Source organism: Pseudomonas sp. EggHat1 (genome assembly GCF_014892995.1).
GTDB lineage: Bacteria > Pseudomonadota > Gammaproteobacteria > Pseudomonadales > Pseudomonadaceae > Aquipseudomonas > Aquipseudomonas chaetocerotis.
The window spans coordinates 23,582-48,917 of the sequence record NZ_JACKQK010000020.1; the positions used below are offsets into that span (position 1 = coordinate 23,582).

Sequence of the window (25,336 nt, forward strand, 5' to 3'; positions counted from 1 at the left end):
AAAAAGCCCCGGCAAAGCCGGGGCGGATTAGGCAAACAGACTGCTGCGGATGCGTGGTCCGCAGCAGGAGAACCGTTCTTAGTGGAACTGGTTCATGGTGTTGTCTTTACCGCTCGCCTTCAGAGCTGCTTCGCCAGCGAAGTACTCCTTGTGGTTGTCGCCGATGTCGGAGCCAGCCATGTTCTGGTGCTTGACGCAGGCGATACCCTGGCGCAGTTCCTGACGCTGCACGCCTTTCACGTAGGCCAGCATGCCCTGGTCGGCGAAGTAGCCCTTGGCCAGGTTGTCGGTGGACAGCGCCGCAGTGTGGTAGGTCGGCAGGGTGATCAGGTGGTGGAAGATGCCAGCCTGAGCCGAACCGTCGCGCTGGAAGGTGCGGATCTTCTCGTCGGCAATCTGGGCCAGTTCGGTTTCGTCGTACTCGACGCTCATCAGCTTGGCGCGGTCGTAGGCGGAAACGTCCTTGCCTTCGGCAACCATGGCATCGAACACCTGCTGACGGAAGTTCAGGGTCCAGTTGAACGATGGGCTGTTGTTGTAAACCAGCTTGGCGTTCGGGATGGTCTTGCGGATTTCGTTGACCATGGCCGCGATCTGACCAACGTGCGGCTTCTCGGTTTCGATCCACAGCAGGTCGGCGCCGTTCTGCAGGCTGGTGATGCAGTCCAGTACGCAGCGTGCTTCGCCGGTGCCAGCACGGAACTGGAACAGGTTGGACGGCAGGCGCTTCGGACGCAGTAGCTTGCCGCCACGGTTGATCACGACGTCACCGTTGCCCAGGTCAGCAGCGGAAACTTCTTCGCAATCGAGGAAGCTGTTGTACAGGTCGCCCAGGTCGCCCGGCTCGTTGGTTACGGCGATCTGCTTGGTCAGGCCGGCGCCCAGGGAGTCGGTACGCGCAACGATTACGCCGTTGTCGATACCCAGTTCGAGGAAGGCGTAGCGAACGGCAGCGATCTTGGCGAGGAAGTCGGCGTGAGGAACGGTCACTTTACCGTCCTGGTGGCCGCACTGTTTCTCGTCGGAAACCTGGTTCTCGATCTGGATGCAGCACGCACCGGCTTCGATCATGCGCTTGGCCAGCAGGTAGGTGGCTTCCGGGTTACCGAAGCCAGCATCGATGTCGGCAATGATCGGCACGATGTGGGTTTCGTGGTTGTCGATCTGGTTCTGGATCTCGGCAGCCTTGGCCTGATCGCCAGCTGCGCGAGCTGCGTCCAGAGCGGTGAACAGCAGATCCAGTTCGCGGCTGTCGGCCTGACGCAGGAAGGTGTAGAGCTCTTCGATCAGGTCGGAGACGGCGGTCTTCTCGTGCATCGACTGGTCCGGCAGCGGGCCGAAGTCGGAGCGCAGAGCGGCAACCATCCAGCCGGACAGGTAGAGGTAGCGCTTGTTGGTGGTCTTCAGGTGCTTCTTGATCGAGATCAGCTTCTGCTGACCGATGAAGCCGTGCCAGCAACCCAGCGACTGGGTATAGACGGAGGAGTCGGCGTCGTACTCTTCCATGTCCTTGCGCATGATGTCAGCGGTGTACTGAGCGATTTCCAGACCGGTCTTGAAGCGGTTCTGAGCGCGCATACGGGCGACGGACTCGGGGTTGATAGCGCTCCAGCTGCTGCCGAACTTCTCTTTCAGAGCGGCTACAGCCTTGATGTCGTTTTGATATGCGGACATGGTCAATCCTTCAAAAAATGTGTTGGTTGAGCACCGACTACCCACACAATGCGTGCACGGATGCAGCGGCTGCGGGAGGCTTCCACTTTGACGGCGAGAATACGGCTGGGCGAGGATTGACCGCGAGGGGGGGATGTGGCGAACAGTTCGAGAACTTCGCTTGGGCCGGTTGGCTCGTGGAAACCTTGGGCACCTGCTGGGCTTTCGATCTGTCTGACGCTAAACGCTTCCCCGTCCCTCAGGACAACTTCGTTCCAGTCGCAACCTCGTCGTACGGCCTTGTGGGCTGTTGGGACACGGACCGTTGCGAAGTACTTCGCGGACGGTCTGGAGATCCTTTTCAGGACCCCTGGCTAGCGGGAGCGAGGCCATCATGCCTCTGGGAAAATGCTTCGTCAAACGTTTTGTAGTGCTTTTTTAAAACTACTACATATTCAGTAGGCGACTGCCTGGTCACGCTTGGTAGCCCATGAGGCGGGCGTTTCAGGCATTTCGCGGGCTGCACGAGCTGTCCATCGTTCTTGTGGAGTTAAAGACTTCGACTTTGGTCGGGGGGGTCAGTCGAGGGCTTCGACTTTGACCCGCAGCGACATGTCTTCGCGCCCCTGAGTGGTGTGCCGACGCAACACGTCGCGGCCGCTGGAGCTGGTTTGCTCGCTGACGCCGCCCAGGGTAATCCACTCGCCGAGACGACCGCTGACGCGGGTATCGGTGCTTTGCACGTCGATCACGCCGGGGCGGCTGTTGCTGACGCGATCACGCTGGCTGCTGATGGAAACATGTACCAGCTCGCCGGAGAGACTGGCTGTCACGTAGAAGCCGCGAGTCACGTCGCGATATTGAGTGTCCTGGTAGACCTGGCCGTAGGGGCCGGTGCTGGTGGTGGTCAGCGGTACGCTCTGGCCGACCTGAATCAGTGCCGGATAGCCTTCGGTAGCCTGTACCTGCTGGGTGCCGCCACCACGGCTGTCGGTGCTGCGGCGAATGATGCGCACCTGGTCGCGACCGTTCACTTCGCCGCGGCCGACCTGTACTTCGGCATTGCCGGCGCTGAGCGTGCCGTCGACGCGATAGCCACGGTCGTTCTGGTAGTTGCTGTCAGCGCTTTCCACGGTGATCAGCAGGCGACGAGGGCGAGTGTCGAGTTGCTGCAGCAGTACGCGCACCTCACCGATCTTGGCTGGGGACGCATTGATGATCAGCTGATTACCGTAAGCGCTGACCTTGCCCTCGTTGCCGAGCATCGATTGCACCACGCCGAGCACGTCATCAGCGGTGCGGTAATTCAGCGGGATTACCTCGGTGGCCGCATGCAGCGGCAGGCACAGGCCGAGAAGCAGGGCGGCGAACAGCGTGCGCAGGGTCATAGCAGAAAGCTCCGCAGATCAGGGTCGGTGATGCTGGTATCCCAGGCCTGGTCGAACTGGGTTTGGCGTTGGCGCACGCGCGCCGGATCGTTGTACAGGGCGTAGCCGGATTGTTGATCGAGCTCAGGCCGCAGGAACAGGCCTGTGTCATCGGCGATCAGGTAGGCCTGATCGATGCTTGCGTAGTCCGGGTTGAGTTTGCGGATATGCAGGTTGGAGGACAACCGGCGTGACAGGGCGAGCAGGCGATGGCCTTCCTTCACGGCACGGGTCGGGTCACGCAGGAGGATGCGCAGGCGCGCCCGTGGGCTGTTCAGCAAGAACCGCGTGCAGGCCTGCTGCACGCTGCTGTGGTGATAGAGCCATGGCTCCAGATCATCGCTGTACAGGCACAGATTGCGCTGGGCCTGCTGGATCAACGCCAGGATGTGGGCGCGAGCCTGCTGAGGCTGGCTGAAACGCTCCAGGTGCTCGTGCTGACCGAGTATGAACGGGGCGGGCTCCCATTGCGCCACATCGGGCGTAACGGATTCTGGATTGTGCACAGCAAAACGCCCCGGCGACTCGAATTCGATGGCCGCCAGTTCGCTGGGCTCTGGCGTATCGATCGTTTCGACCGGGGCGTGTTTGTCGTTCATCGATGCCTCTACTGGCTGCTGCGCACCATGTCCACGTGCGAAATACCGGCGTCGAGGTACTCGTCGCTGACAATCCTGAAGCCTAGCCTTTCATAGAACGGTGTGGCGTGCACCTGAGCGGTGAGCATTTGCTGATGCAGGCCGCGTTTTTCCGCTTCGGCGATCACCGCCTGCATCAGTTTTTCGCCCACTTTCAGGCCGCGCCAGTCCTTGAGCACCGAAACGCGACCGATATGGCCGTCGGGCAGCAGGCGCGCTGTGCCCACCGGGTAATCGCCTTCCTCGGCAATAAAGTGCACGGCGTCGGTATCCTCGGCATCCCATTCCAGTTCCGGCGGTACCGATTGCTCGGCGACGAACACGCTGTCGCGGATACGGCGAAGCTCGGCATTGTCCCTATGCCAGTCCGCGACACGGACGGTGATTTCACTCATCGGCAAATCCCAGGCTGCCTTGCTTGACCAGTTCCCACAGCAGGGTACGCCCCTCGTCGTCGGCCAGCCAGGCGCCGAGGTTTTCCACATGTAACGCATCGGCGCTGCAGATCAGCTTCAGCAGTTCGCGCAGGCGAGCCGAGACCAGGCGGCTCTGACCGCTGGCGAACAACACCAGGTCCTCACCGACCTCCGACCAGGCCATGCGGGCGCTGGGGTTGCGGATGAGGATCGCGCCATCTTCCAGGGCGCCAAGGAAGTCTTCCTCCTCGATCTCGATGCCGGCAACCAGCTCCGGGTACTTGGGTTCGGTCATGAACTGGCCGAACCAGGTCATCAGCAGGCGCTCGTCGCTCATGTGTTCGTTGAGCAGGGCCTTGAGGCGCTCCAGGGCGTCGCGCTGGATCTGGTTGGGATCCTCGCTCGGCTGGATGTCGGCGTCGCTGTAACGCTCTTCGTCGGGCAGGAACTGGCCGAGGAAATCGGTGAAATGGGTCAGTACTTCAGCGGCGCTCGGCGCGCGGAAGCCCACGGAATAGGTCATGCAATCATCCTCAGCGGTGCCACAGTGGGCGAGGCATGGCGGCAGGTAAAGCATGTCGCCGGGTGCCAGCACCCATTCATCGGTTGGTTCGAATTGAGCCAGGATCTTCAGATCGGCGTGGGGGAGCAGCGGGCTGTCGGCATCGCACATCTGGCCGATTTGCCAGCGGCGATGACCGTGCGCCTGCAGCAGGAATACGTCGTAGTTGTCGAAATGCGGGCCGACACCGCCACCGGGCGCAGCGAAGCTGATCATCAGGTCGTCGATGCGCCATTTGGGCAGGAACTTGAAGCCTTCCAGCAGTTCGGCCACTTCCGGGACGAACTGGTCGACGGCTTGTACCAGTAGCGTCCAGTCGCGCTCTGGCAGGTCCTGGAAGGTGTCCTCGTTGAACGGGCCGCGCTGCAGCTCCCAGGGGCGCTCGCCGTGCTCAATCACCAGGCGCGATTCGACTTCTTCTTCCAGTGCCAGACCGGCCAGTTCGTCAGGGCTGATCGGGCTTTCGAAGTCGGGGACCGCCTGGCGCACCAGCAGGGGTTTCTTCTGCCAGTAGTCGCGCAGGAATTCACGGGCTGTGAGGCCACCCAGCAATTGCAGCGGAGTATCAGGATTCATCAGTAAGCCCTTGAAATTGATAAAAACCTTAAAACAAAAACGCCCGGCTCAGCCGGGCGTCCGAGAGGCTGATCGCGCTTAAATGCGCTTGGCCTGGGCCACGGCGTTACCGATGTAGCGCGCCGGAGTCAGTTGCTTGAGCTCTTCCTTGGCGGCGGCCGGCATATCCAGGCCGTCGATGAAGGCCAGCAGGGCCTCGGGGCTGATGCCCTTGCCGCGGGTCAGCTCCTTGAGCTTCTCGTACGGGTTCTCGATGGCGTAGCGACGCATGACGGTCTGGATCGGCTCGGCGAGCACTTCCCAGCAGGCATCCAGGTCTTCAGCAATTTTCTGAGCATTGAGCTCCAACTTACTGATTCCCTTGAGGCTGGCTTCATAAGCGATGACGCTGTGAGCGAAGCCGACACCCAGGTTGCGCAGCACGGTGGAGTCGGTCAGGTCGCGCTGCCAGCGGGAGATCGGCAGCTTGCTGGCCAGGTGCTGGAAGATCGCGTTGGCGATACCCAGGTTGCCTTCGGAGTTCTCGAAGTCGATCGGGTTGACCTTGTGCGGCATGGTCGAGGAGCCGATCTCGCCAGCCACGGTCTTCTGCTTGAAGTAGCCGAGAGAGATATAGCCCCACACATCGCGGTCGAAGTCGATCAGGATGGTATTGAAACGGGCGATGGCGTCGAACAGCTCGGCAATATAGTCGTGCGGCTCGATCTGGGTGGTGTAGGGGTTCCAGGTCAGGCCCAGGTCACCTTCGATGAACTGGCGCGCGTTGGCTTCCCAGTCGATGCTCGGGTAGGCGGACAGGTGGGCGTTGTAGTTGCCCACGGCGCCGTTGATCTTGCCCAGCAGCGGCACGGCAGCGACCTGAGCGATCTGGCGCTCCAGGCGGTGGACGACGTTGGCCAGTTCCTTGCCCAGGGTGGTCGGCGATGCCGGCTGGCCATGGGTGCGCGACAGCATCGGCACATCGGCAAACTTCACCGCCAGCTCGCGGATTGCGCCTGCCAGTTGCTTCATCAGCGGTAGCAGCACGCTGTCACGGCCTTCGCGCAGCATCAGGGCGTGGGACAAGTTGTTGATGTCCTCGCTGGTGCAGGCGAAGTGGATGAACTCGCTGACCTTGTCCAGCTCCGGCAGCTTGGCAGCCTGTTCCTTGAGCAGGTACTCCACGGCCTTGACGTCGTGGTTGGTGGTGCGCTCGATTTCCTTGACGCGCTCGGCGTGCTCGATGGCGAAGTTCTCGGCCAGCTCGTTGAGCAGGGTGTTGGCTTCGGCGGAGAAGGGTGCGACTTCCGGGATGCCTTCGTGGGCAGCCAGGCGCTGCAGCCAGCGCACTTCGACCAGTACACGGCTGCGGATCAGACCGTATTCGCTGAAGATGGGGCGCAGGGCGCTGGTTTTGCCGGCGTAGCGGCCGTCGACGGGGGAAACCGCGGTGAGCGAGGAAAGCTGCATGTAGGCGTTCTCGGGCTGTCGGGCTGAAAAGCCATCCGGGGGCGCTGCGCATCGTGCCGGCTTGGATGAAGCGGGCGCTGGCTCAGGTGCCTGGACGACCTCTGACGAAAAGGGCGCATATCATACATGAAAACCAGCTCTTGGCCGCCTATGCCCTGCGTCTTGCGACCGATAACAGACTGGCGGCGAAGATCAATGCCGCACCGAGCAGCGACAGGGTGTCCGGCGTCTCGCCCCAGAGCAGCCAGGCAATGATACCGGCGAAGACGATGGCCAGGTAGGCGACTGGACCGATCAGCCCTGGCGGTGCCAGGCCGTAGGCGCGTGACATGATCACCTGGCTGGCGGTGGCCAGCAGGCCGATGCCCAGCAGCCAGCTCAGTTGTGTGGAGTCGAGCGGTTGCCAGCTCCAGGTCAGCGGGATGGCGGAAAACAGCGCGCTGAACAGAGAGAAATAGAAGACGATGCGGGTGGCTGGTTCGCTGTCGCTCATTTCGCGTATGGAAACGAAGGCGAAGGCCGCCAGCAGGCTGGCTGCCAGGCCGAATAGCGCGGGCCCCTCGAACAGGGCGGCGCTGGGCTTGGCCACCAGCAGCACACCGCACAGGCCGATCAGGCTGCAGACCAGCATGCGCCGAGTCAGCGGCTCCTTGAGCCAGATGTGTGCGATCAGTGGTGTGAACACCGGCGCCGAATAGGTGAACAGCATGGCGTCTGCCAGCGGCAGGTGGGCGATGGCGTAGAAGAAGCAGTACATCGCCGCCAGGCCGTAGGTGGTGCGCCAGAGATGGGATTTCAGTCGGGTCGTGCGCAGCGGTCGCACACCGCGCACCAGCAGCAACGGCAAAAAGAACAGCACGCCGACCAGGTTGCGGAAGAACACCACCGACTCGTTGTTGACGCTGACGGATATCTCACGAATGCCGACCCCAGTGAAGGCGAACAACAAGGCCGACAGTGCCAGCAGCAGGGCACCCTGAAGGGGTTTGACACTGCGGCTGGCGGGCTCCATGTCAGCTTCGCGTCAGTTCGTAGAGTTCTTTGAGCAGCTTGCTGCGGCTGAATACCAACTGCCAGCGGTGGCCGCCGAGTTGGCGCCACAGACGCGCCGAGCGGATGCCGGCGAGCAGCAGGGCGCGGATTTTCGCGGCGTTGTTCGGCTGCTGCAGAAAGCGCATGTCGCCATGCACCTGAATCCGCTGGCGGAAGGTGCTGATGGTGTCCTGATACAGGCCGCCGCACGCAGCAATGACGTTGTCATGGACCAGTCCGAAATGTTCGACCTGCTGCTGGATCTGATCCAGGCGGCTGCCCATGACCTGTAGCATGTCACTGCGCTTGTCCAGTTGGCGCTCCAGACCGATCATCGCCAGTGCATAGCGTAGGGGCTCGCGCTGCAAGGCAGACGGATTGCGCTCCAGCGAGCTGATCAGCGCGCGATAACCGTCGCGCAGGTTGAGGTCATCGCCGCCGTATACGTCCAGCGTGCTTTTCGGGTCGCGCACCAGCAGGCTGCCGAGCATACAGCCCATCGAGGCTTCGCTGACCTGGCCGGTACGGGCGATCTTGTCGGCCAGGGAGGCCGCTTCGAAGACGGCGCCGAGCGCAACCAGTTGCTCCTGCAGCGGGTTCATTGCGCGTCCTCGTACCAGGCTTCTGCGGTTTCGATCACGCCGCCACCCAGGCAGACCTCGCCGTCATAGAACACCACGGACTGACCGGGCGTGACGGCACGCTGTGGCTCGTCGAACACGGCACGATAGCCGTTCTCGGTCTTCTCCAGGATGCAGCGCTGGTCGCTCTGGCGGTAACGCACCTTGGCGGTCAGGCGGCGCGGGCTGCTCAGATCCAGTGGGTTGACCCAGTAGATGTCCGAGGCGAGCAGGGCGCGAGAGAACAGCCAGGGGTGCTCGTTGCCCTGGCCGACGATCAGCACGTTGCGCGTCAGGTCCTTGCGCAGCACGTACCAGGGATCGTCGCCGGCGTCCTTGAGACCACCGATACCCAGGCCCTGGCGCTGGCCGATGGTATGGTACATCAGGCCATGATGGCGGCCGATGACCTGGCCGTCAGTGGTTTCGATATCGCCCGGCTGGGCCGGCAGGTACTGCTTGAGGAAGTCGCTGAAGCGGCGTTCGCCGATGAAGCAGATACCCGTGGAGTCTTTCTTCTTCGCGGTGGCCAGCTCGTATTTCTCGGCAATGGCGCGCACCTGTGGCTTTTCCAGCTCGCCGACCGGGAACAGGGTCCGGGCGATCTGCTCGCCGCCGACGGCATGCAGGAAATAGCTCTGGTCCTTGTTCGGGTCCAGGCCCTTGAGCAGTTCGGTGCGGCCGTCGATATCGCGGCGACGCACGTAGTGGCCGGTGGCGATCAAATCGGCACCCAGCGACAGGGCGTAGTCGAGGAAAGCTTTGAACTTGATCTCGCGGTTACACAGGATGTCCGGGTTCGGCGTGCGTCCGGCCTGGTATTCGGCCAGGAAGTGCTCGAACACGTTGTCCCAGTACTCGGCGGCGAAGTTGGCGGTGTGCAGCTTGATGCCGATGCGATCGCATACGGCCTGGGCGTCGGCCAGGTCGTCCATGGCGGTGCAGTATTCGGTGCCGTCGTCTTCGTCCCAGTTCTTCATGAACAGGCCTTCGACCTGGTAGCCCGCCTCGATGAGCAGCAGGGCGGAAACGGACGAATCGACACCGCCGGACATGCCGACGATCACGCGTTGGGTGCTAGGTGCTTGCATGGGAGTCTGCGAGTGAAGCCTGAAAAGTTGCCGAGTCTACCAGAAAGCCCGCCTCAGGTAGGTTGCGCCGTGCGCACCAGGTGGGCGGCACGGTATCGATGGTGCGCACGGCGCATTCTACGCAAAGGCGTACGCTCGCGATCAATCGCGCACCAACTCCAATGGCCCGCTGATACCGGTCAGGTAGTCGTCGACGCAACGCAGCACCAACTCGCTGCGCAAGCGCTCGGACTGTACGGCCAGTTCATCGCGTGTCAGCCAGATGATGCTGCTGATATCGCTGTCCAGCTCGCGCTTTGGGTCATGGTGCACGGGGCGGGCGCTGAAGCACACGCGTTGATAGGTCACACCATTGCTCGGCGCGCTATAGAGGTAAATGCCGAGCAGGGCGGTGAGCTCGACGTCCCAGCCGGTTTCCTCGAGTGTTTCGCGCAGCGCGGCTTCGCGTAGCGATTCATTGGCTTCCAGGTGCCCGGCCGGCTGGTTGAGTACCATGCGGCCGGCCTTGAACTCTTCGACGAACAGGAAACGGCCATCATCTTCGATCACTGTCGCCACGGTGATATGGGGTTGCCACACCATCTGAAATCCTCCGGGGTAGGGTGCGCCGCGCGCACCGACTATCACCATCTTTATGTCTGTAACCATCAAACAAGGGGCCTGGCCTAAAGAAAAACCCCGGCACGAGGCCGGGGTTCTTTTCACGCAAAGGCCTTATCAGGCATTCAGTGCGGCCAGAGCGGCGTTGAAGGTGGCGCTGGGGCGCATCACCTTGCTGGTCAGCTCGGGGTTGGAGCGGTAGTAGCCACCGATTTCGACCGGCTTGCCTTGTACGGCAGCCAGTTCGCCGACGATGGTCGCTTCCTGCTCGGTCAGTTGCTTGGCCAGCGGGGCGAAGCGGGCTTTCAGTTCGGCATCGTCATTCTGCTCGGCCAGAGCTTGCGCCCAGTACAGGGCCAGGTAGAAGTGGCTGCCGCGGTTGTCGATCTCGCCGACCTTGCGCGCCGGGGACTTGTTGTTGTCCAGCAGCTTGCCGGTGGCTTGATCCAGGGTCTTGCCCAGTACCTTGGCTTTGGCGTTGTTGGTCTTGATACCGGTTTCTTCCAGCGACACGGCCAGGGCCAGGAACTCACCCAGGGAGTCCCAGCGCAGGTAGTTCTCTTCGACCAGCTGCTGCACGTGCTTGGGTGCCGAGCCGCCGGCGCCGGTTTCGTACATGCCGCCGCCAGCCATCAGCGGAACGATGGACAGCATCTTGGCCGAGGTGCCCAGCTCCATGATCGGGAACAGGTCGGTCAGGTAGTCACGCAGCACGTTGCCGGTCACAGAGATGGTGTCCTGGCCACGAATCATGCGCTCCATGGATACGCGGATGGCTTCGTTGTAGCCCATCATGCGGATGTCCAGACCGGTCAGGTCGTAATCCTTGAGGTACCGCTCGACCTTCTTCTGCAGTTCGCGGTCGTGGGCGCGTTCCGGGTCCAGCCAGAATATGGCCGGGGTTTCGGACTGACGGGCGCGGGTAACGGCCAGCTTGACCCAGTCGCGAATCGGCGCGTCCTTGGTCTGGCAGGCGCGCCAGATGTCGCCGGCTTCGACCTGGTGCTGCATCAGCACGGTGCCGTCGGCAGCCACGACGCGCATGGTGCCGTCGGCGGTCATTTCGAAGGTCTTGTCGTGGGAGCCATATTCTTCGGCCTTCTGCGCCATCAGGCCGACGTTCGGCACGGTGCCCATGGTGGTCGGGTCGAAGGCGCCATTGGTTTTGCAGAAGTTGATCATTTCCTGATAGATGCGAGCGTAGGTGCTCTCAGGCATGACGGCCTTGGTGTCTTTCTGCTTGCCGTCCTTGCCCCACATCTGGCCGGAGTTGCGGATCATCGCCGGCATCGAGGCGTCAACGATGACGTCGCTCGGGATGTGCAGGTTGGTGATGCCCTTGACCGAGTCGACCATGGCCATTTCCGGGCGATGGGCATAGACCTCGTGGATGTCGTGCAGGATTTCTTCCTGCTGCGAGGCTGGCAGAGACTTGATCTTGTCGTAGACGCTGCTGATACCGTTGTTCGGGTTGACGCCCAGTTCCTTGAACAGATCGCCGTACTTGTCGAACACGTCCTTGTAGTAAACGCTGACAGCGTGGCCGAAGACGATCGGGTGGGAGACCTTCATCATGGTCGCCTTGACGTGCAGGGACCACATCACGCCGGTTTCCTTGCAGTCCTGCAGGGTCTTCTCGAAGAAGTCACGCAGCTTGCGGCAGCTCATGAACATGCTGTCGAACACTTCGCCTTCCTGCAGGGCGAGTTGTTTCTTGACTTCGACCTTGCCGTCCTTGCCGACGAATTCGATGCGCACGTCACCGGCCTTGGCCATGGTGATCGATTGCTCGCTGGAGAAGAAGTCGCCGCCGCGCATGTAGTCGGCGTGGGACTGCGAAGCCATGCTCCACTTGCCCATGCTGTGCGGGTGCTTGCGGGCATAGGCCTTGACTGCGGCTGGAGCGCGTCGGTCAGAGTTGCCTTCACGCAGAACCGGGTTCACGGCGCTGCCCAGGATCTTGGCGTAGCGGCCGCGAACTTCCTTGTCTTCGTCGTTCTGCGGATCTTCCGGGAAATCCGGAATATTGTAGCCCTGAGCCTGCAGCTCGGCGATGGCTGCCTTGAGCTGAGGGACGGAAGCGCTGATGTTCGGCAGTTTGATGATGTTGGCGTCCGGCAGCAGGGTCAGCTCGGCCAGTTTGGCCAGGTCGTCATCGATGCGCTTGTCGGCGTCCAGGCGGTCGGCAAAGCTTGCCAGGATCCGTCCAGCAAGAGAGATGTCGCGGGTTTCAACGGAGATGTCAGCCGAGGCGGCAAAGGCTTCTACAATTGGCAGAAGCGAATAGGTAGCGAGGGCCGGAGCTTCGTCGGTGAAGGTGTAGATGATCTTCGAAGGGGTGGACATTTAGGGTTAACTCTCTTCTTTGCTGAGCGCGCATAGAAACTCGACCTGCGCGGGTAGGCGCTTGAGCCCCATGATGGCGGGGCCGGGTCGAGGACTCGCCGCGGTGATGTTGGATGCACCCGTAGAGTGTCGAGCATTTCGAGCCGGCAGACAGTGGTGGCCGTTAACCGGTTTCAAGAGGTTGCTGCCTGGTTCCAGACAGGTCACCCCTTATGACTCGTTAGTCACCTAAGCAGTATACCACTGCGACACCTCGCCACAGAATGCCCAGTTGCATAAGACCTTTGCACATGTGTCTCCGCGAGCGGTTTGCGCTACTCTCGGGAGTGCCTGTCTAACCACAAGATGGAGTCCAGCATGGGATACCAAAAGATCCAGGTGCCAGCCAGCGGTGACAAAATCACCGTCAACGCCGATATGTCGCTGACTGTTCCGGATAACCCGATCATCCCGTTCATCGAGGGTGATGGAATTGGCGTCGATATTTCTCCGGTGATGATCAAGGTCGTAGACGCTGCCGTTGAAAAAGCCTACGGCGGCGCTCGCAAGATCTCCTGGATGGAAGTTTACGCCGGTGAGAAAGCCACTCAGGTTTACGACCAGGACACCTGGCTGCCGAAAGAAACCCTCGAGGCTGTACGTGATTATGTGGTTTCGATCAAAGGCCCGCTGACCACGCCTGTTGGCGGCGGTATCCGCTCATTGAACGTGGCCTTGCGCCAGGAACTCGACCTCTACGTCTGCCTGCGCCCGGTGCGTTGGTTCGAGGGTGTGCCAAGTCCGGTGAAGAAGCCGGGCGACGTCGATATGGTGATCTTTCGCGAGAACTCCGAGGACATCTACGCCGGCGTCGAGTGGAAAGCTGGCAGCCCCGAGGCCGAGAAGGTCATCAAATTCCTCACCGAGGAAATGGGCGTCAAGAAGATCCGTTTCACCGATATGTGCGGTATCGGCATCAAGCCGGTTTCCGAGGCGGGCACCAAGCGCCTGGTGCGCAAGGCGCTGCAATATGCCGTGGACAACGACCGCAGCTCGGTGACCCTGGTGCACAAAGGCAACATCATGAAGTTCACCGAAGGTGCCTTCAAGGAATGGGGCTACGAGATTGCCCGCGAGGAATTCGGCGCCGAGCTGCTCGACGGTGGCCCGTGGATGCAGTTCAAGAATCCGCGTACCGGCAAGAACATCGTGGTCAAGGATGTGATTGCCGACGCCATGCTGCAGCAGATCCTGCTGCGTCCGGCCGAATATGACGTGATCGCCACCCTCAACCTCAATGGCGACTATCTGTCCGATGCTCTGGCGGCCGAAGTTGGCGGCATCGGCATCGCGCCCGGCGCCAACCTGTCCGATTCGGTGGCCATGTTCGAGGCGACTCACGGCACGGCGCCCAAGTATGCCGGTCAGGACAAGGTCAACCCGGGTTCTGTCATTCTCTCCGCCGAGATGATGCTGCGTCACATGGGCTGGGCCGAAGCGGCTGATCTGATCATCAAGGGCACCAACGGCGCCATCGCCGCCAAGACTGTGACCTACGACTTCGAGCGTCTGATGGAGGGTGCGAAGCTGATGTCGTGCTCCGAGTTCGGCGATGCGATGATCAGCCATATGTGATCAGTTCGCTGATCGACAGTGTGAAAAAGGCCGGTCATATGACCGGCCTTTTTTGTGTTCAGCACATCCATGTGCTTCGCCCCTGCGGGGCTTGCGCGCAAAAACGCTCTCGGCGTTTTTGTGGCTGCAGGAGACTCAGACTTCGACAGTGCTCGCGATATTTTGCGCCTGGGGTACGGCCACGGGGGCGTCCTGGTTGGCGGTAACCGCGCTGATATTGATGGCATGCAGTCCTTTGGGGCCTTGCACGATCTCGAAGCGGACCGGCTGGCCGGCCTTTAATGTCTTGTAACCGTCCATCTGGATAGCCGAGTAGTGGGCGAACAGGTCCTCATCTCGGCCGTCGGCCAGGATGAATCCATAGCCTTTGGCGTTGTTGAACCACTTGACCTTACCGCTGAGCATGCTGATATCCCTCTGCAAAGGACTCCATCTCTGGAGTATCATCCACTTCGATTCCACGCGATAACCGACCAGGCTGGGCGAAGGCGTGGAATCCCTGATACCCACCAGTGGGTATTCATTTGTTGTAACACCCTTTTGCCGTTAGTCAAGGCTATACGGCGGATGGCTGAGAACTCAGTCAAACTCCCTCTAGCATCCCCGTTCGCCCGGCCTTGAACCTCTGATTTCAGCATGCATGCAAGTAGCCAGATTCGACTAACATTCAATCAGGATCACCCGGCAGAGCATGAGGATGACTCCTCTGGTATCGCTGTTCAGGAATCCAAGCCAGCATTGCAGGCACCACCGATGTACAAGGTGGTCTTATTCAATGACGACTACACCCCGATGGATTTCGTCGTCGAAGTGCTCGAAACGTTTTTCGGCATGAACCGGGAGCTGGCGACCAAGATCATGCTGGCCGTCCATACAGAAGGACGTGCGGTGTGCGGTGTGTACACCCGTGATATTGCGGAGACCAAGGCAATGCAGGTCAACCAGTACGCGCGAGAGAGCCAGCATCCGCTACTCTGTGAAATAGAGAAGGACGGTTAACGCCGGCCACTTGGGTATGAGGTGAAGCTATGTTGAATCGAGAGCTCGAAGTCACCCTCAATCTGGCTTTCAAGGAGGCCCGTGCCAAGCGTCATGAATTCATGACGGTCGAGCATCTGCTGCTCGCCTTGCTGGATAATGAAGCGGCGGCCAGCGTTTTAAGGGCCTGTGGGGCCAACCTCGACAAGCTGCGCCATGATTTGCAGGAGTTCATCGACTCCACCACGCCGCTGATTCCTCAGCATGATGAAGACCGCGAAACGCAGCCAACGCTTGGCTTCCAGCGCGTCCTGCAGCGTGCGGTATTCCATGTGCAGAGCTCCGGCAAGCGTGAAGTGACCGGCGCCAACGTGCTTGTCGCGATCTTCAGCGAGCAGGAAAGCCAGGCCGTGTTCCTGCTCAAGCAGCAGAGCGTGGCCCGTATCGATGTGGTCAACTACATCGCCCACGGTATCTCCAAGGTGCCTGGGCATGGCGATCAGCACGAAAATGATCAGGACATGCAGGATGATGAGGGCGGCGAGTCATCCGCTTCTGGCAATCCGCTGGATGCCTACGCCAGCAACCTCAATGAGTTGGCTCGTCAGGGGCGTATCGATCCACTGGTCGGTCGCGAGCATGAGGTCGAGCGCGTTGCGCAGATTCTCGCTCGCCGGCGCAAGAACAACCCACTGTTGGTAGGTGAGGCCGGTGTTGGCAAGACAGCAATCGCTGAAGGCCTGGCCAAGCGCATCGTCGACGAGCAGGTACCTGACCTGCTGGCTGATAGCGTGGTGTATTCGCTGGATCTCGGTGCGCTGCTGGCGGGTACCAAGTACCGTGGTGACTTCGAGAAGCGCTTCAAGGCGCTGCTCAACGAGCTGCGCAAAAGGCCGCATGCCATCCTCTTCATCGACGAGATTCACACCATCATCGGTGCGGGTGCTGCATCGGGCGGCGTGATGGATGCATCCAACCTGCTCAAACCAATGCTGTCGTCCGGTGAGATTCGCTGCATAGGTTCGACCACCTTCCAGGAGTTTCGCGGCATCTTCGAGAAGGACCGCGCGCTGGCGCGGCGCTTCCAGAAAGTCGACGTGGTCGAGCCTTCGGTGGAGGATACTGTGGGTATTCTCAGGGGGCTCAAGGCGCGCTTCGAGCAGCACCATCACATCGAATACAGCGACGAAGCCCTGCGTGCAGCGGCCGAGTTGGCTGCGCGCTACATCAACGACCGTCACATGCCGGACAAGGCTATCGACGTGATCGACGAGGCGGGGGCTTACCAGCGTCTGCAGCCGGAAGAAAAGCGTGTGGCGCGTATCGAGGTGGCGCAGGTCGAGGACATCGTGGCCAAGATCGCACGGATTCCGCCGAAGCACGTGTCCAGCTCCGACAAGGAGCTGCTACGTAATCTGGAGCGCGATCTGAAACTCACGGTATTCGGTCAGGATGCCGCTATCGATTCGCTGGCTACCGCGATCAAACTGTCTCGTGCGGGCCTCAAGGCGCCGGACAAGCCGGTCGGCTCCTTCCTGTTCGCCGGCCCTACTGGTGTGGGCAAGACCGAGGCCGCACGGCAGTTGGCCAAGGCCATGGGTATCGAACTGGTGCGTTTCGACATGTCCGAGTACATGGAGCGCCACACCGTTTCGCGCCTGATCGGTGCGCCCCCCGGTTACGTAGGTTTCGACCAGGGCGGCCTGCTGACCGAGGCGATCACCAAGCAGCCGCACTGCGTATTGCTGCTCGATGAAATCGAGAAAGCGCACCCGGAAGTCTTCAACCTGCTGCTGCAGGTCATGGACCACGGCACGCTGACTGACAACAACGGGCGCAAGGCGGACTTCCGCAACGTGATCCTGATCATGACCACCAACGCTGGTGCGGAAACCGCCTCGCGTGCGTCGATCGGTTTCACTCAGCAGGATCACTCCACCGATGCCATGGAAGTCATCAAGAAGAGCTTCACGCCGGAGTTCCGCAACCGTCTGGATACCATCATCCAGTTCGGCCGCCTGAGTCACGAGACCATCAAGAGCATTGTCGACAAGTTCCTCACCGAACTGCAGGCACAGCTGGAAGACAAGCGTGTCACGCTGGAAGTCAGTGATGCGGCGCGTGGCTGGCTGGCCGAGCGTGGTTACGATGTGATGATGGGCGCGCGGCCGATGGCGCGTTTGATTCAGGACAAGATCAAGCGTCCGCTGGCAGAGGAGATCCTCTTTGGCGAACTGGCCGAGCATGGCGGCGTGGTACACATCGACGTCAAGGATGGTGAGCCCAGCTTCGAGTTCGAGACGGCGGCAGAAGTCGCCTGATCGAATGGCCTCAGATTCACTGAAAGCCTTGATGGCTTTCAGTGAATCAACGAAAACGCCCGGCATATGCCGGGCGTTTTCGTTTGGTGCTTGGCTTAACGGGCGCGGTAGGTGATGCGGCCCTTGCTCAAGTCATAAGGTGTCAGCTCAACGCGCACCTTGTCACCAGTGAGAATGCGGATGTAGTTCTTGCGCATCTTGCCGGAGATGTGCGCGGTAACGACGTGCCCGTTTTCCAACTCCACGCGGAACATGGTGTTGGGCAGGGTGTCGACGACAGTGCCTTCCATTTCGAAGCTGTCTTCTTTCGACATGCAGTAAAGCCCTCGGTATCCAGGAAATGGCCCGGTGCAACTGGCGCCAGGCAAAAGCGGCGTGCATTGTGCCCGAAAACAGGGGGCTGCGCCAAGTGGCTTGGAGTGTCGAGCTGGCTGGGGTGGTGGCAGAGGGGTTAGGTGAGCAGTGTCCAGCGCTGATTGACGAAGAGTTCGATGGGGCGGTACTGGGTCTTGTAGTTCATCTTGCGACAATTCTTGATCCAGTAGCCGAGGTAGACGGCCTCCAGCCCCAGGCGCTCGGCTTCGCCAATTTGCCAGAGGATGGCGAATCGCCCCAGGCTGCGGCGTTCTTCGGTGGGGTCATAGAAGGTATAAACCGCCGACAGGCCGTTTGGCAGAACGTCAGTGACTGCGATGGCGACCAGTCTGCCCTGCAGACGAAACTCATAGAAACGTGAGAACGGCAGATCGCGAATCAGAAAGGTCGAGAACTGGTCGCGGCTCGGTGGATACATGTCACCGTCAGCGTGGCGCTGCTCGATATAGCCCACGTAGAGATCGTAATACTCTTCAGTGAATACCGGGCGCACACAGCGAACGACGATGTCTTCATTGCGTTTGAGGATGCGTCGCTGCTGGCGGTTAGGTGTGAAGCGTGCAGCAGGAATGCGCGCAGGAATGCAGGCGCTGCACTGCTGGCAATGCGGTCGGTAGAGATGGTCGCCGCTGCGGCGAAAGCCCATTTCCGAAAGTTCTGCATAAACCAGCACATCCATGGGCTGGCTGGGGTCGAGAAACAGGGTGGTGGCCTGTTCTTCCGGCAGATAGCTGCATGGATGGGGTTGAGTGGCATAGAACTTCAGGCGGGCCAGCTCGGTCATGGCGGTGTCTCGGGGAAGCCTGATAAGAGTGTATGCCAGGCTGCGAAGATCGACTAGGCGAGCCAGTCTGCACTGGAAGCCAGATCAAGATGACGCTGCAGATACTCGGCGAAGCTGGCGCGCGGTATGGCCCTGGCGCCGAAGCTGTGCAGGTGCTGCGTGGGCATCTGGCAGTCGATGAGGACGAAGCCCCAGTCTCGCAGCTTGCCGGCCAAGGTGGCGAAACCGACCTTGGAGGCGTTGTCGGTGCGGCTGAACATCGATTCACCAAAAAACAATTGCCCCATCGCCAGGCCGTAAAGTCCGCCGACCAACTCGTCTCCACTCCAAACTTCCACGGAGTGGGCGATACCGCGCTGATGTAGCTGTAGGTAAGCCTCCTGCATGTCGCGAGTAATCCAGGTCCCATCGGCGTAAATGCGTGGCTCGGCGCAGGCCTGTATGACAGCGGCGAAGTCTTGGTCGAAGGTAACGCGATAGCGCTGCTGGCGCAGCAGTTTAGCCAGGCTGCGGGAAACATGCAGCTCATCAGGGAACAGAACGGTGCGCGGATCGGGCGACCACCAGAGAATCGGCTGGCCATCCTGAAACCAGGGGAAGCAGCCGTGCCGATAGGCGCTGATCAGGCGGTCGGCGCTCAGGTCGCCGCCGGCAGCCAGCAGGCCGTTGGGTTCACGCATGGCTTTTGCCAGTGGCGGAAACTGCAGTGAGTCACGTTGCAGCCAGGTCAGCATGTGCGCTTGTCCAGCGGAAGAGGGTAGGGCGAGCGGTGACGCTCGCCCTTGTTCATCAATTGCCGTCGAGAAACTTCTCGACATCCAGGGCGGCCATGCAGCCTGCGCCTGCCGAGGTGATGGCCTGGCGATAGATGTGGTCGGCCACGTCGCCAGCGGCGAACACTCCTTCGATGCTGGTCGCAGTGGCATTGCCTTCGCTGCCGCCCTTGATCTTCAGGTAGCCGTCATGCATGTCCAACTGGCCGACGAACAGCTCGGTGTTGGGCTTGTGGCCGATTGCGATGAACACGCCAGCCAGATCCAGCTCCTTGGTGCTGTCGTCCAGGGTGCTTTTCAGGCGCATACCGGTCACGCCGGTTTGGTCGCCCAGCACTTCGTCCAGGGTGTGGTTCCAGTGCAGACGCATGTTGCCGTTCTCGACCTTGTCGAACAGTTTGTCCTGCAGGATCTTCTCCGAGCGCAGTTTGTCGCGACGGTGCACCAGATGCACTTCCTTGGCGATGTTCGACAGGTACAGCGCCTCTTCCACAGCGGTGTTGCCGCCGCCGATCACGGCGACCACCTGGTTGCGATAGAAGAAGCCATCGCAGGTGGCGCAGGCGGAGACGCCCTTGCCGGAGAAGGCCTCTTCCGACGGCAGGCCAAGGTACTGGGCGCTGGCGCCGGTAGCGATGATCAGGGCATCGCAGCTATAGGTGCCACTGTCGCCCTTGAGCACGAAGGGGCGGCTCTGCAACTCGGCGGTATGGATGTGGTCGTAGATGATCTCGGTGTCGAAGCGTTCCGCGTGCTTCTGCATGCGCTCCATCAGTGCCGGGCCGGTGAGACCTTCGACGTCGCCCGGCCAGTTGTCCACTTCGGTGGTGGTGGTGAGCTGACCGCCAGGCTGGATGCCGGTGATGACCACGGGCTTGAGATTGGCGCGCGCAGCATAAACGGCGGCGCTGTAACCGGCAGGGCCGGAACCCAGGATGATCAGGCGGGAATGCTTGACTTCGCTCATAAAAAAACCCCATAAGCCTTTGTCACAAAAGAGAATGCGTGCTCCAATTGAGCCGCATGGAAGCTGCTGGCGGCTATGCTACACCGAAGCGGGGTGGGTGCGGGAGCTTGGCAATTGGCCTGGGCGTCAGGCTGGCCCTACAATAGGCCGCTTCGCGGTTAACCATCAGATGGACGCGCCAAGGGCGCAGGAAATGGCTGTTTTGAAGAATTCCACCACCCAGATTACCGACTGGCGTCAGAAGCTTCAGTATCGACTGAAGGAAGGCGCATTGATCGCCCTGGGCGCTCTGTGCCTGTACCTGCTGATGGCACTGTTGACCTATAACATCGCCGACCCGGCCTGGGACAACAGTGTGCAGGTCGAGCGCATCATCAACGCCGGCGGCAGCATTGGCGCCTGGCTCTCCAGCGCACTGTTCGGCGCGCTGGGTTACTTCGCCTACATCTTCCCGCTCCTGCTGGCCGCCAAGACCTGGCAGGTGTTTCGCACCCGCAATCAACCCTGGCACTGGAACGGCTGGCTGTTTTCCTGGCACAGCATCGGCCTGGTCTTCCTGATTCTTTCCGGTGCTGCGCTTGGCGATATTCATTTTGCAGCGGCCGCTGGCATGCAGGGCTCCGGTGGCGGCATGCTCGGTGCCAGCCTGGGCGATCTGGCCGTGCATGCGCTGAACGTACAGGGCAGTACGCTGTTATTCCTGGCGCTGTTCCTGTTCGGTCTGACTGTGTTCACCGACCTGTCCTGGTTCCGCGTGATGGATCTGACCGGCAAGATCACCCTCGACCTGATCGAGCTGATTCATAGCGCCATCACTGGCTGGTGGAATGCCCGTAGCGAGCGCAAACAGATGAAGATTCAGCTGCGCGAGCTGGACGAACGGGTCACCGAGGTGGCTGCGCCAGTGGTGTCGGATCGTCGTGAGCAGGCCAAGGTCAAGGAGCGTCTGCTCGAACGCGAAGAGTCGCTGAGCAAGCACATGAGCGAGCGCGAGAAACGTCCAGCGCCGGTAATTGCGCCGCCGCCAGTGGCCAAGGCGCCAGAGCCGAGCAAGCGCGTGCAGAAGGAAAAGCAGGCGCCACTGTTCGTCGACAGCGCGGTGGAAGGCACCTTGCCGCCGATTTCCCTGCTCGACCCGGCGGAGGCCAAGAAGGTCGAGTACTCGCCTGAGTCGCTCAAGGGCGTCGGCCACCTTCTGGAAATCAAGCTCAAGGAGTTCGGTGTCGAGGTCGCGGTGGACTCGATCCATCCGGGCCCGGTGATCACGCGCTACGAAATCCAGCCGGCCGCCGGGGTCAAGGTCAGCCGCATTGCCAACCTGGCCAAGGACCTGGCGCGTTCGCTGGCGGTGACCAGCGTGCGGGTCGTGGAGGTCATTCCGGGCAAGACCACTGTCGGTATCGAGATTCCCAACGAGAACCGTCAGATCGTGCGCTTCTCGGAAGTGCTGTCGACGCCCGAATATGACGATGCCAAGTCGCCAGTCACCCTGGCGCTGGGGCACGACATTGGCGGTAAACCGGTGATCACCGATCTGGCCAAGATGCCGCACCTACTGGTGGCGGGTACCACCGGTTCCGGTAAGTCGGTGGGCGTGAACGCGATGATTCTGTCGATTCTGTTCAAGTCGAGCCCGGAAGACGCCAAGCTGATCATGATCGACCCGAAAATGCTCGAGTTGTCGATCTACGAAGGCATTCCGCACCTGCTTTGCCCGGTTGTCACCGACATGAAGGAAGCGGCCAACGCCCTGCGCTGGAGCGTTGCCGAGATGGAGCGGCGCTACAAGCTGATGTCGAAAATGGGCGTGCGCAACCTGGCGGGCTTCAACCGCAAGGTCAAGGACGCCATCGAGGCCGGTGAGCCGTTGACTGATCCGTTGTTCCGCCGCGAAAGCATGGACGACGAAGCTCCCTTGCTCAAACCTCTGCCGACCATCGTCGTGGTGGTCGACGAATTCGCCGACATGATGATGATCGTCGGCAAGAAGGTCGAAGAGCTGATTGCCCGTATCGCCCAGAAGGCGCGTGCGGCGGGTATTCACCTGATTCTCGCCACCCAGCGCCCATCCGTGGACGTTATCACGGGTCTGATCAAGGCCAACATCCCGACCCGTATGGCGTTCCAGGTGTCGAGCAAGATCGACTCGCGCACCATCATCGACCAGGGTGGCGCCGAGCAGCTGCTCGGTCACGGTGACATGCTCTACATGCCGCCGGGTACCAGCTTGCCCATTCGTGTTCACGGCGCCTTCGTCTCGGACGATGAAGTACATCGCGTGGTCGAAGCCTGGAAGCTGCGCGGTGCGCCGGATTACAACGAAGACATTCTCGCCGGCGCCGAAGAGGGTGGCGGCAGCTTCGAAGGTGGCAGTGGTGAAGGCGGCGAGGGCAGCGAGGAAGACCCGTTGTACGACGAAGCGGTCAACTTCGTGCTGGAAAGCCGTCGCGCTTCCATTTCCGCCGTACAGCGCAAGCTGAAGATCGGCTACAACCGTGCCGCGCGGATGATCGAGGCGATGGAAATGGCTGGCGTGGTCAGCTCGATGAATACCAACGGATCTCGCGAGGTGCTTGCACCCGGTTCATCCCGCGACTGAGTGTTACGCCTCGTGGATAAACCGCTGAATTCGCGGTCTACAGGATTCACGGCAGCCAAGGTGCTGCCGAGCAGTGCGAGGTACGGAGTCGCCTCGCCATTCTCATACGGACTCAAGGGGTTTATATGCGTGTTATTCGCCTGCTGATGCTGGCTGCTTTGAGCTTTACCCTGCTGACCGCCCAGGCTGATGAAGAGGCGGCCACCAAGCGCTTGAGCGAATTGCTCAGCCAGGCGCAAACCATCAGTGCGCGCTTCTCTCAGCTGACCCTCGACGCCAGCGGCACTCAACTGCAGGAAACCTCAGGGCAACTGGCGCTCAAGCGTCCGGGCATGTTCCGTTGGCACACCGACCAGCCCATGGAGCAATTGCTGGTTTCCAATGGCGAGAAGGTCTGGCTTTACGATCCGGATCTGGAGCAGGTCACTATTCAGACGCTCGATCAGCGCCTGACCCACACCCCGGCGTTGTTGCTCTCTGGCGATGTCTCGCAGATCCGCGAAAACTTCGAGATCGACTACAAGGAAGGCGGTAGTGTGGTCGACTTCATTCTCAAGCCCAAGGCCAAGGCCAGCTTGTTCGACAGCCTGCGTCTGTCGTTCCGCAATCGCGTCCTCAACGACATGCAACTGATCGACAGCATTGGCCAGCGCACCAACATCCTTTTCCTGAATGTGAAGATGAACGAGCCGGTCGAAGACCATCTGTTCACCTTCGACATTCCGGAAGGCGCGGACGTCATCCAGGAGTAAGGCGTGGATCTGTTCGGTCGCCAACCCGTCGCGCAGCCCCTGGCTGCGCGTTTACGTGCTACCAGCCTGGACGAATACGTCGGACAGGAGCACGTGCTGGCGCCGGGCAAGCCGTTGCGTGAGGCGCTGGAGCAGGGGGCTTTGCACTCGATGATCTTCTGGGGGCCGCCAGGGGTGGGCAAGACCACCCTGGCGCGGCTGCTGGCCAAGGTAACCGACGCGCATTTCGAAACCATTTCCGCCGTGCTTTCTGGGGTCAAGGAGATTCGTCAGGCGGTCGAGGTCGCCCAGCAGCACGCTGCGCAATATGGTCGTCGCACGATTCTCTTCGTCGACGAAGTGCATCGCTTCAACAAGAGCCAGCAGGACGCCTTCCTGCCCTATGTGGAAGACGGCACGCTGATCTTCATCGGTGCCACCACCGAGAACCCTTCATTCGAGCTGAACAATGCACTGCTGTCGCGTGCGCGTGTCTACGTGCTCAAGAGCCTCGACGAAGCCGCCATGCGCAAACTGGTCAATCGCGCGTTAACCGACCCGAAAGGCCTGGGCGAACGTCATCTCGGCCTGCCAGACGAGGCCTTTCAGATTCTTCTGGCCGCTGCTGATGGCGACGGCCGGCGCTTGCTCAACTTTCTCGAGAACGCCGCCGATCTTGCCGAGGACAATGGCGAGATCGGCGTGGAGTTGCTGCAGAACCTGTTGGGCGATAGCCGGCGTCGCTTCGACAAGGGTGGCGAGGCTTTTTACGACCAGATCTCCGCGCTGCACAAGTCGGTACGCGGCTCCAGCCCGGATGGCGCACTGTATTGGTATGCACGCATGCTCGACGGTGGCTGCGACCCGCTGTACATCGCCCGCCGTGTGGTGCGCATGGCCAGCGAGGACATCGGCAACGCCGATCCGCGCGCACTGACCTTGTGCCTCAATGCCTGGGACGTGCAGGAGCGCCTGGGCAGTCCGGAAGGCGAGTTGGCCGTCGCCCAGGCCATCGTCTATCTGGCCTGCGCACCGAAGAGCAACGCGGTGTATATGGCCTTCAAGGCTGCCATGCGTGATGCCGCTGAGCAGGGTTCGCAGGAAGTGCCGCTGCACCTGCGCAACGCTCCGACCAAGCTGATGAAGCAACTCGGTTACGGCGATGAATACCGCTACGCCCATGATGAGCCGGATGCTTACGCCGCAGGTGAGGATTATTTTCCGGAGAGTCTGCAGCCGCGTCAGTATTACGACCCGGTGCCACGCGGCCTGGAGTTGAAGATTCGCGACAAATTGCAACATCTGCGTAGTCTGGACGCCAATAGTCCTAAGCAGAGGAGAACGTGATGATTCGTGTGGCGCTTGCCGTAGCTGTGGGGGGCGCGGCTGGTTCGGTTATGCGCTTTCTGGTTGCCAGCTGGGTAGCGGGCAACTGGCCCCGGCATTTCTACCTGGGCACCTTTGCGGTAAACATCATCGGGTGCCTGCTGATTGGTCTGCTGTCCGGTCTGTTCCTCACCCGTACCGACCTGCCGCTGGAGCTGCGTACCGGACTGATCACTGGCGTTCTGGGGGGCTTCACCACCTTTTCGTCTTTCAGCCTGGAAATCATGAAGCTGATGGAGGGCGGTCGCGCCCCTGAGGCGCTCGGCTACCTGGCACTCAGTATCATGGGGGGGCTGCTGGCCGCCTGGGCTGGTCTGAGCCTGGCCCGATTGGCATCCTGACCCGCTAAAGCTTTACACTCGGCGACCCGCGTCACGCTGGTGGCCGCAACTTTTTTC

The 25,336-nt window shown here is 60.9% G+C and carries 23 protein-coding genes; 7 read left to right on the plus strand and 16 right to left on the minus strand.

The window, feature by feature from the left end; genetic code table 11:
- Positions 1-78: 78 nt before the first annotated feature.
- From INS93_RS22880 to INS93_RS22930, 11 genes are all read right to left on the minus strand, one after another.
- Positions 79-1,674, minus strand: coding sequence for an isocitrate lyase (locus INS93_RS22880; protein WP_160018127.1), 1,596 nt, complete (start codon positions 1,672-1,674; stop codon positions 79-81).
- 557 nt (positions 1,675-2,231) lie between these two features.
- Positions 2,232-3,041 carry a secretin N-terminal domain-containing protein gene (locus INS93_RS22885; protein WP_192985649.1) on the minus strand — a complete coding sequence of 270 codons (810 nt, stop codon included), beginning with the start codon at positions 3,039-3,041 and terminating at the stop codon, positions 2,232-2,234.
- Positions 3,038-3,679 carry a histone acetyltransferase HPA2 gene (locus tag INS93_RS22890; protein ID WP_192985650.1) on the minus strand — a complete coding sequence of 214 codons (642 nt, stop codon included), beginning with the start codon at positions 3,677-3,679 and terminating at the stop codon, positions 3,038-3,040. Before INS93_RS22890 ends, INS93_RS22885 begins: the two co-directional genes overlap by 4 nt.
- An 8-nt stretch (positions 3,680-3,687) precedes the next feature.
- Entirely contained in the window at positions 3,688-4,113 is a 426-nt protein-coding gene (locus INS93_RS22895) for a GNAT family N-acetyltransferase (protein ID WP_160018124.1), read from the minus strand.
- A complete protein-coding gene (locus INS93_RS22900) occupies positions 4,106-5,272 on the minus strand; it encodes a cupin domain-containing protein (RefSeq protein WP_192985651.1) in 1,167 nt (388 codons plus the stop codon). The genes INS93_RS22895 and INS93_RS22900 overlap by 8 nt, the downstream gene beginning before the upstream one ends.
- A 78-nt stretch (positions 5,273-5,350) precedes the next feature.
- Positions 5,351-6,721: an adenylosuccinate lyase gene (gene purB, locus INS93_RS22905; RefSeq protein ID WP_192985652.1), complete on the minus strand. Its 1,371-nt coding sequence runs from the start codon at positions 6,719-6,721 to the stop codon at positions 5,351-5,353.
- A 148-nt stretch (positions 6,722-6,869) separates the two neighbouring features.
- The gene (locus tag INS93_RS22910) at positions 6,870-7,733 is read right to left on the minus strand and encodes a DMT family transporter (RefSeq protein ID WP_192985653.1); all 864 of its coding nucleotides are present in this window, start codon (positions 7,731-7,733) and stop codon (positions 6,870-6,872) included.
- Position 7,734: 1 nt separating this feature from the next.
- Positions 7,735-8,355 (minus strand): high frequency lysogenization protein HflD, encoded by a 621-nt coding sequence (hflD, locus tag INS93_RS22915; protein ID WP_192985654.1) that lies wholly within the window; start codon positions 8,353-8,355, stop codon positions 7,735-7,737.
- Entirely contained in the window at positions 8,352-9,464 is a 1,113-nt protein-coding gene (gene mnmA / locus INS93_RS22920) for a tRNA 2-thiouridine(34) synthase MnmA (RefSeq protein WP_160018119.1), read from the minus strand. The genes hflD and mnmA overlap by 4 nt, the downstream gene beginning before the upstream one ends.
- A gap of 141 nt (positions 9,465-9,605) precedes the next feature.
- Complete coding sequence (locus tag INS93_RS22925) at positions 9,606-10,046, minus strand: NUDIX hydrolase (RefSeq protein ID WP_192985655.1); 441 nt, start codon at positions 10,044-10,046, stop codon at positions 9,606-9,608.
- Positions 10,047-10,181: 135 nt separating this feature from the next.
- Positions 10,182-12,410 (minus strand): NADP-dependent isocitrate dehydrogenase, encoded by a 2,229-nt coding sequence (locus INS93_RS22930; RefSeq protein WP_192985656.1) that lies wholly within the window; start codon positions 12,408-12,410, stop codon positions 10,182-10,184.
- Between the two features lie 357 nt (positions 12,411-12,767).
- On the opposite strand from INS93_RS22930, the gene icd reads away from it, so the two are divergent.
- Positions 12,768-14,024 carry an NADP-dependent isocitrate dehydrogenase gene (gene icd, locus INS93_RS22935; RefSeq protein WP_160018116.1) on the plus strand — a complete coding sequence of 419 codons (1,257 nt, stop codon included), beginning with the start codon at positions 12,768-12,770 and terminating at the stop codon, positions 14,022-14,024.
- A gap of 135 nt (positions 14,025-14,159) precedes the next feature.
- On the opposite strand, the gene cspD is transcribed toward icd, so the two are convergent.
- Positions 14,160-14,429 (minus strand): cold shock domain-containing protein CspD, encoded by a 270-nt coding sequence (gene cspD / locus INS93_RS22940; protein ID WP_072424088.1) that lies wholly within the window; start codon positions 14,427-14,429, stop codon positions 14,160-14,162.
- Between the two features lie 231 nt (positions 14,430-14,660).
- Between cspD and clpS the strand changes: the two genes are divergently transcribed.
- A complete protein-coding gene (gene clpS / locus INS93_RS22945) occupies positions 14,661-15,023 on the plus strand; it encodes an ATP-dependent Clp protease adapter ClpS (RefSeq protein WP_003460431.1) in 363 nt (120 codons plus the stop codon).
- Between the two features lie 29 nt (positions 15,024-15,052).
- Positions 15,053-17,323 carry an ATP-dependent Clp protease ATP-binding subunit ClpA gene (gene clpA, locus INS93_RS22950; protein ID WP_074678625.1) on the plus strand — a complete coding sequence of 757 codons (2,271 nt, stop codon included), beginning with the start codon at positions 15,053-15,055 and terminating at the stop codon, positions 17,321-17,323.
- A 95-nt stretch (positions 17,324-17,418) separates the two neighbouring features.
- On the opposite strand, the gene infA is transcribed toward clpA, so the two are convergent.
- From infA to trxB, 4 genes are all read right to left on the minus strand, one after another.
- Positions 17,419-17,637 carry a translation initiation factor IF-1 gene (gene infA / locus INS93_RS22955; protein ID WP_002553999.1) on the minus strand — a complete coding sequence of 73 codons (219 nt, stop codon included), beginning with the start codon at positions 17,635-17,637 and terminating at the stop codon, positions 17,419-17,421.
- 137 nt (positions 17,638-17,774) lie between these two features.
- Complete coding sequence (locus INS93_RS22960; RefSeq protein ID WP_192985657.1) at positions 17,775-18,482, minus strand: arginyltransferase; 708 nt, start codon at positions 18,480-18,482, stop codon at positions 17,775-17,777.
- A 53-nt stretch (positions 18,483-18,535) separates the two neighbouring features.
- Complete coding sequence (gene aat, locus INS93_RS22965) at positions 18,536-19,216, minus strand: leucyl/phenylalanyl-tRNA--protein transferase (protein WP_192985658.1); 681 nt, start codon at positions 19,214-19,216, stop codon at positions 18,536-18,538.
- Positions 19,217-19,271: 55 nt separating this feature from the next.
- Positions 19,272-20,222 carry a thioredoxin-disulfide reductase gene (trxB, locus tag INS93_RS22970; protein WP_192985659.1) on the minus strand — a complete coding sequence of 317 codons (951 nt, stop codon included), beginning with the start codon at positions 20,220-20,222 and terminating at the stop codon, positions 19,272-19,274.
- 193 nt (positions 20,223-20,415) lie between these two features.
- Here trxB and ftsK point away from each other — a divergent pair, with 193 nt between their 5' ends.
- The 4 genes from ftsK to crcB all read left to right on the plus strand — a co-directional run bounded on the left by ftsK (position 20,416) and on the right by crcB (position 25,279).
- On the plus strand, positions 20,416-22,821 hold the full coding sequence (ftsK, locus tag INS93_RS22975; RefSeq protein ID WP_420707349.1) for a DNA translocase FtsK: 2,406 nt from the start codon (positions 20,416-20,418) through the stop codon (positions 22,819-22,821).
- 125 nt (positions 22,822-22,946) lie between these two features.
- A complete protein-coding gene (lolA, locus tag INS93_RS22980) occupies positions 22,947-23,573 on the plus strand; it encodes an outer membrane lipoprotein chaperone LolA (RefSeq protein ID WP_192985661.1) in 627 nt (208 codons plus the stop codon).
- A 3-nt stretch (positions 23,574-23,576) separates the two neighbouring features.
- Positions 23,577-24,899, plus strand: a complete 1,323-nt coding sequence (locus tag INS93_RS22985) for a replication-associated recombination protein A (RefSeq protein ID WP_192985662.1) — start codon at positions 23,577-23,579, stop codon at positions 24,897-24,899.
- A complete protein-coding gene (crcB, locus tag INS93_RS22990; protein ID WP_192985663.1) occupies positions 24,899-25,279 on the plus strand; it encodes a fluoride efflux transporter CrcB in 381 nt (126 codons plus the stop codon). The genes INS93_RS22985 and crcB overlap by 1 nt, the downstream gene beginning before the upstream one ends.
- Positions 25,280-25,336: the final 57 nt, after the last annotated feature.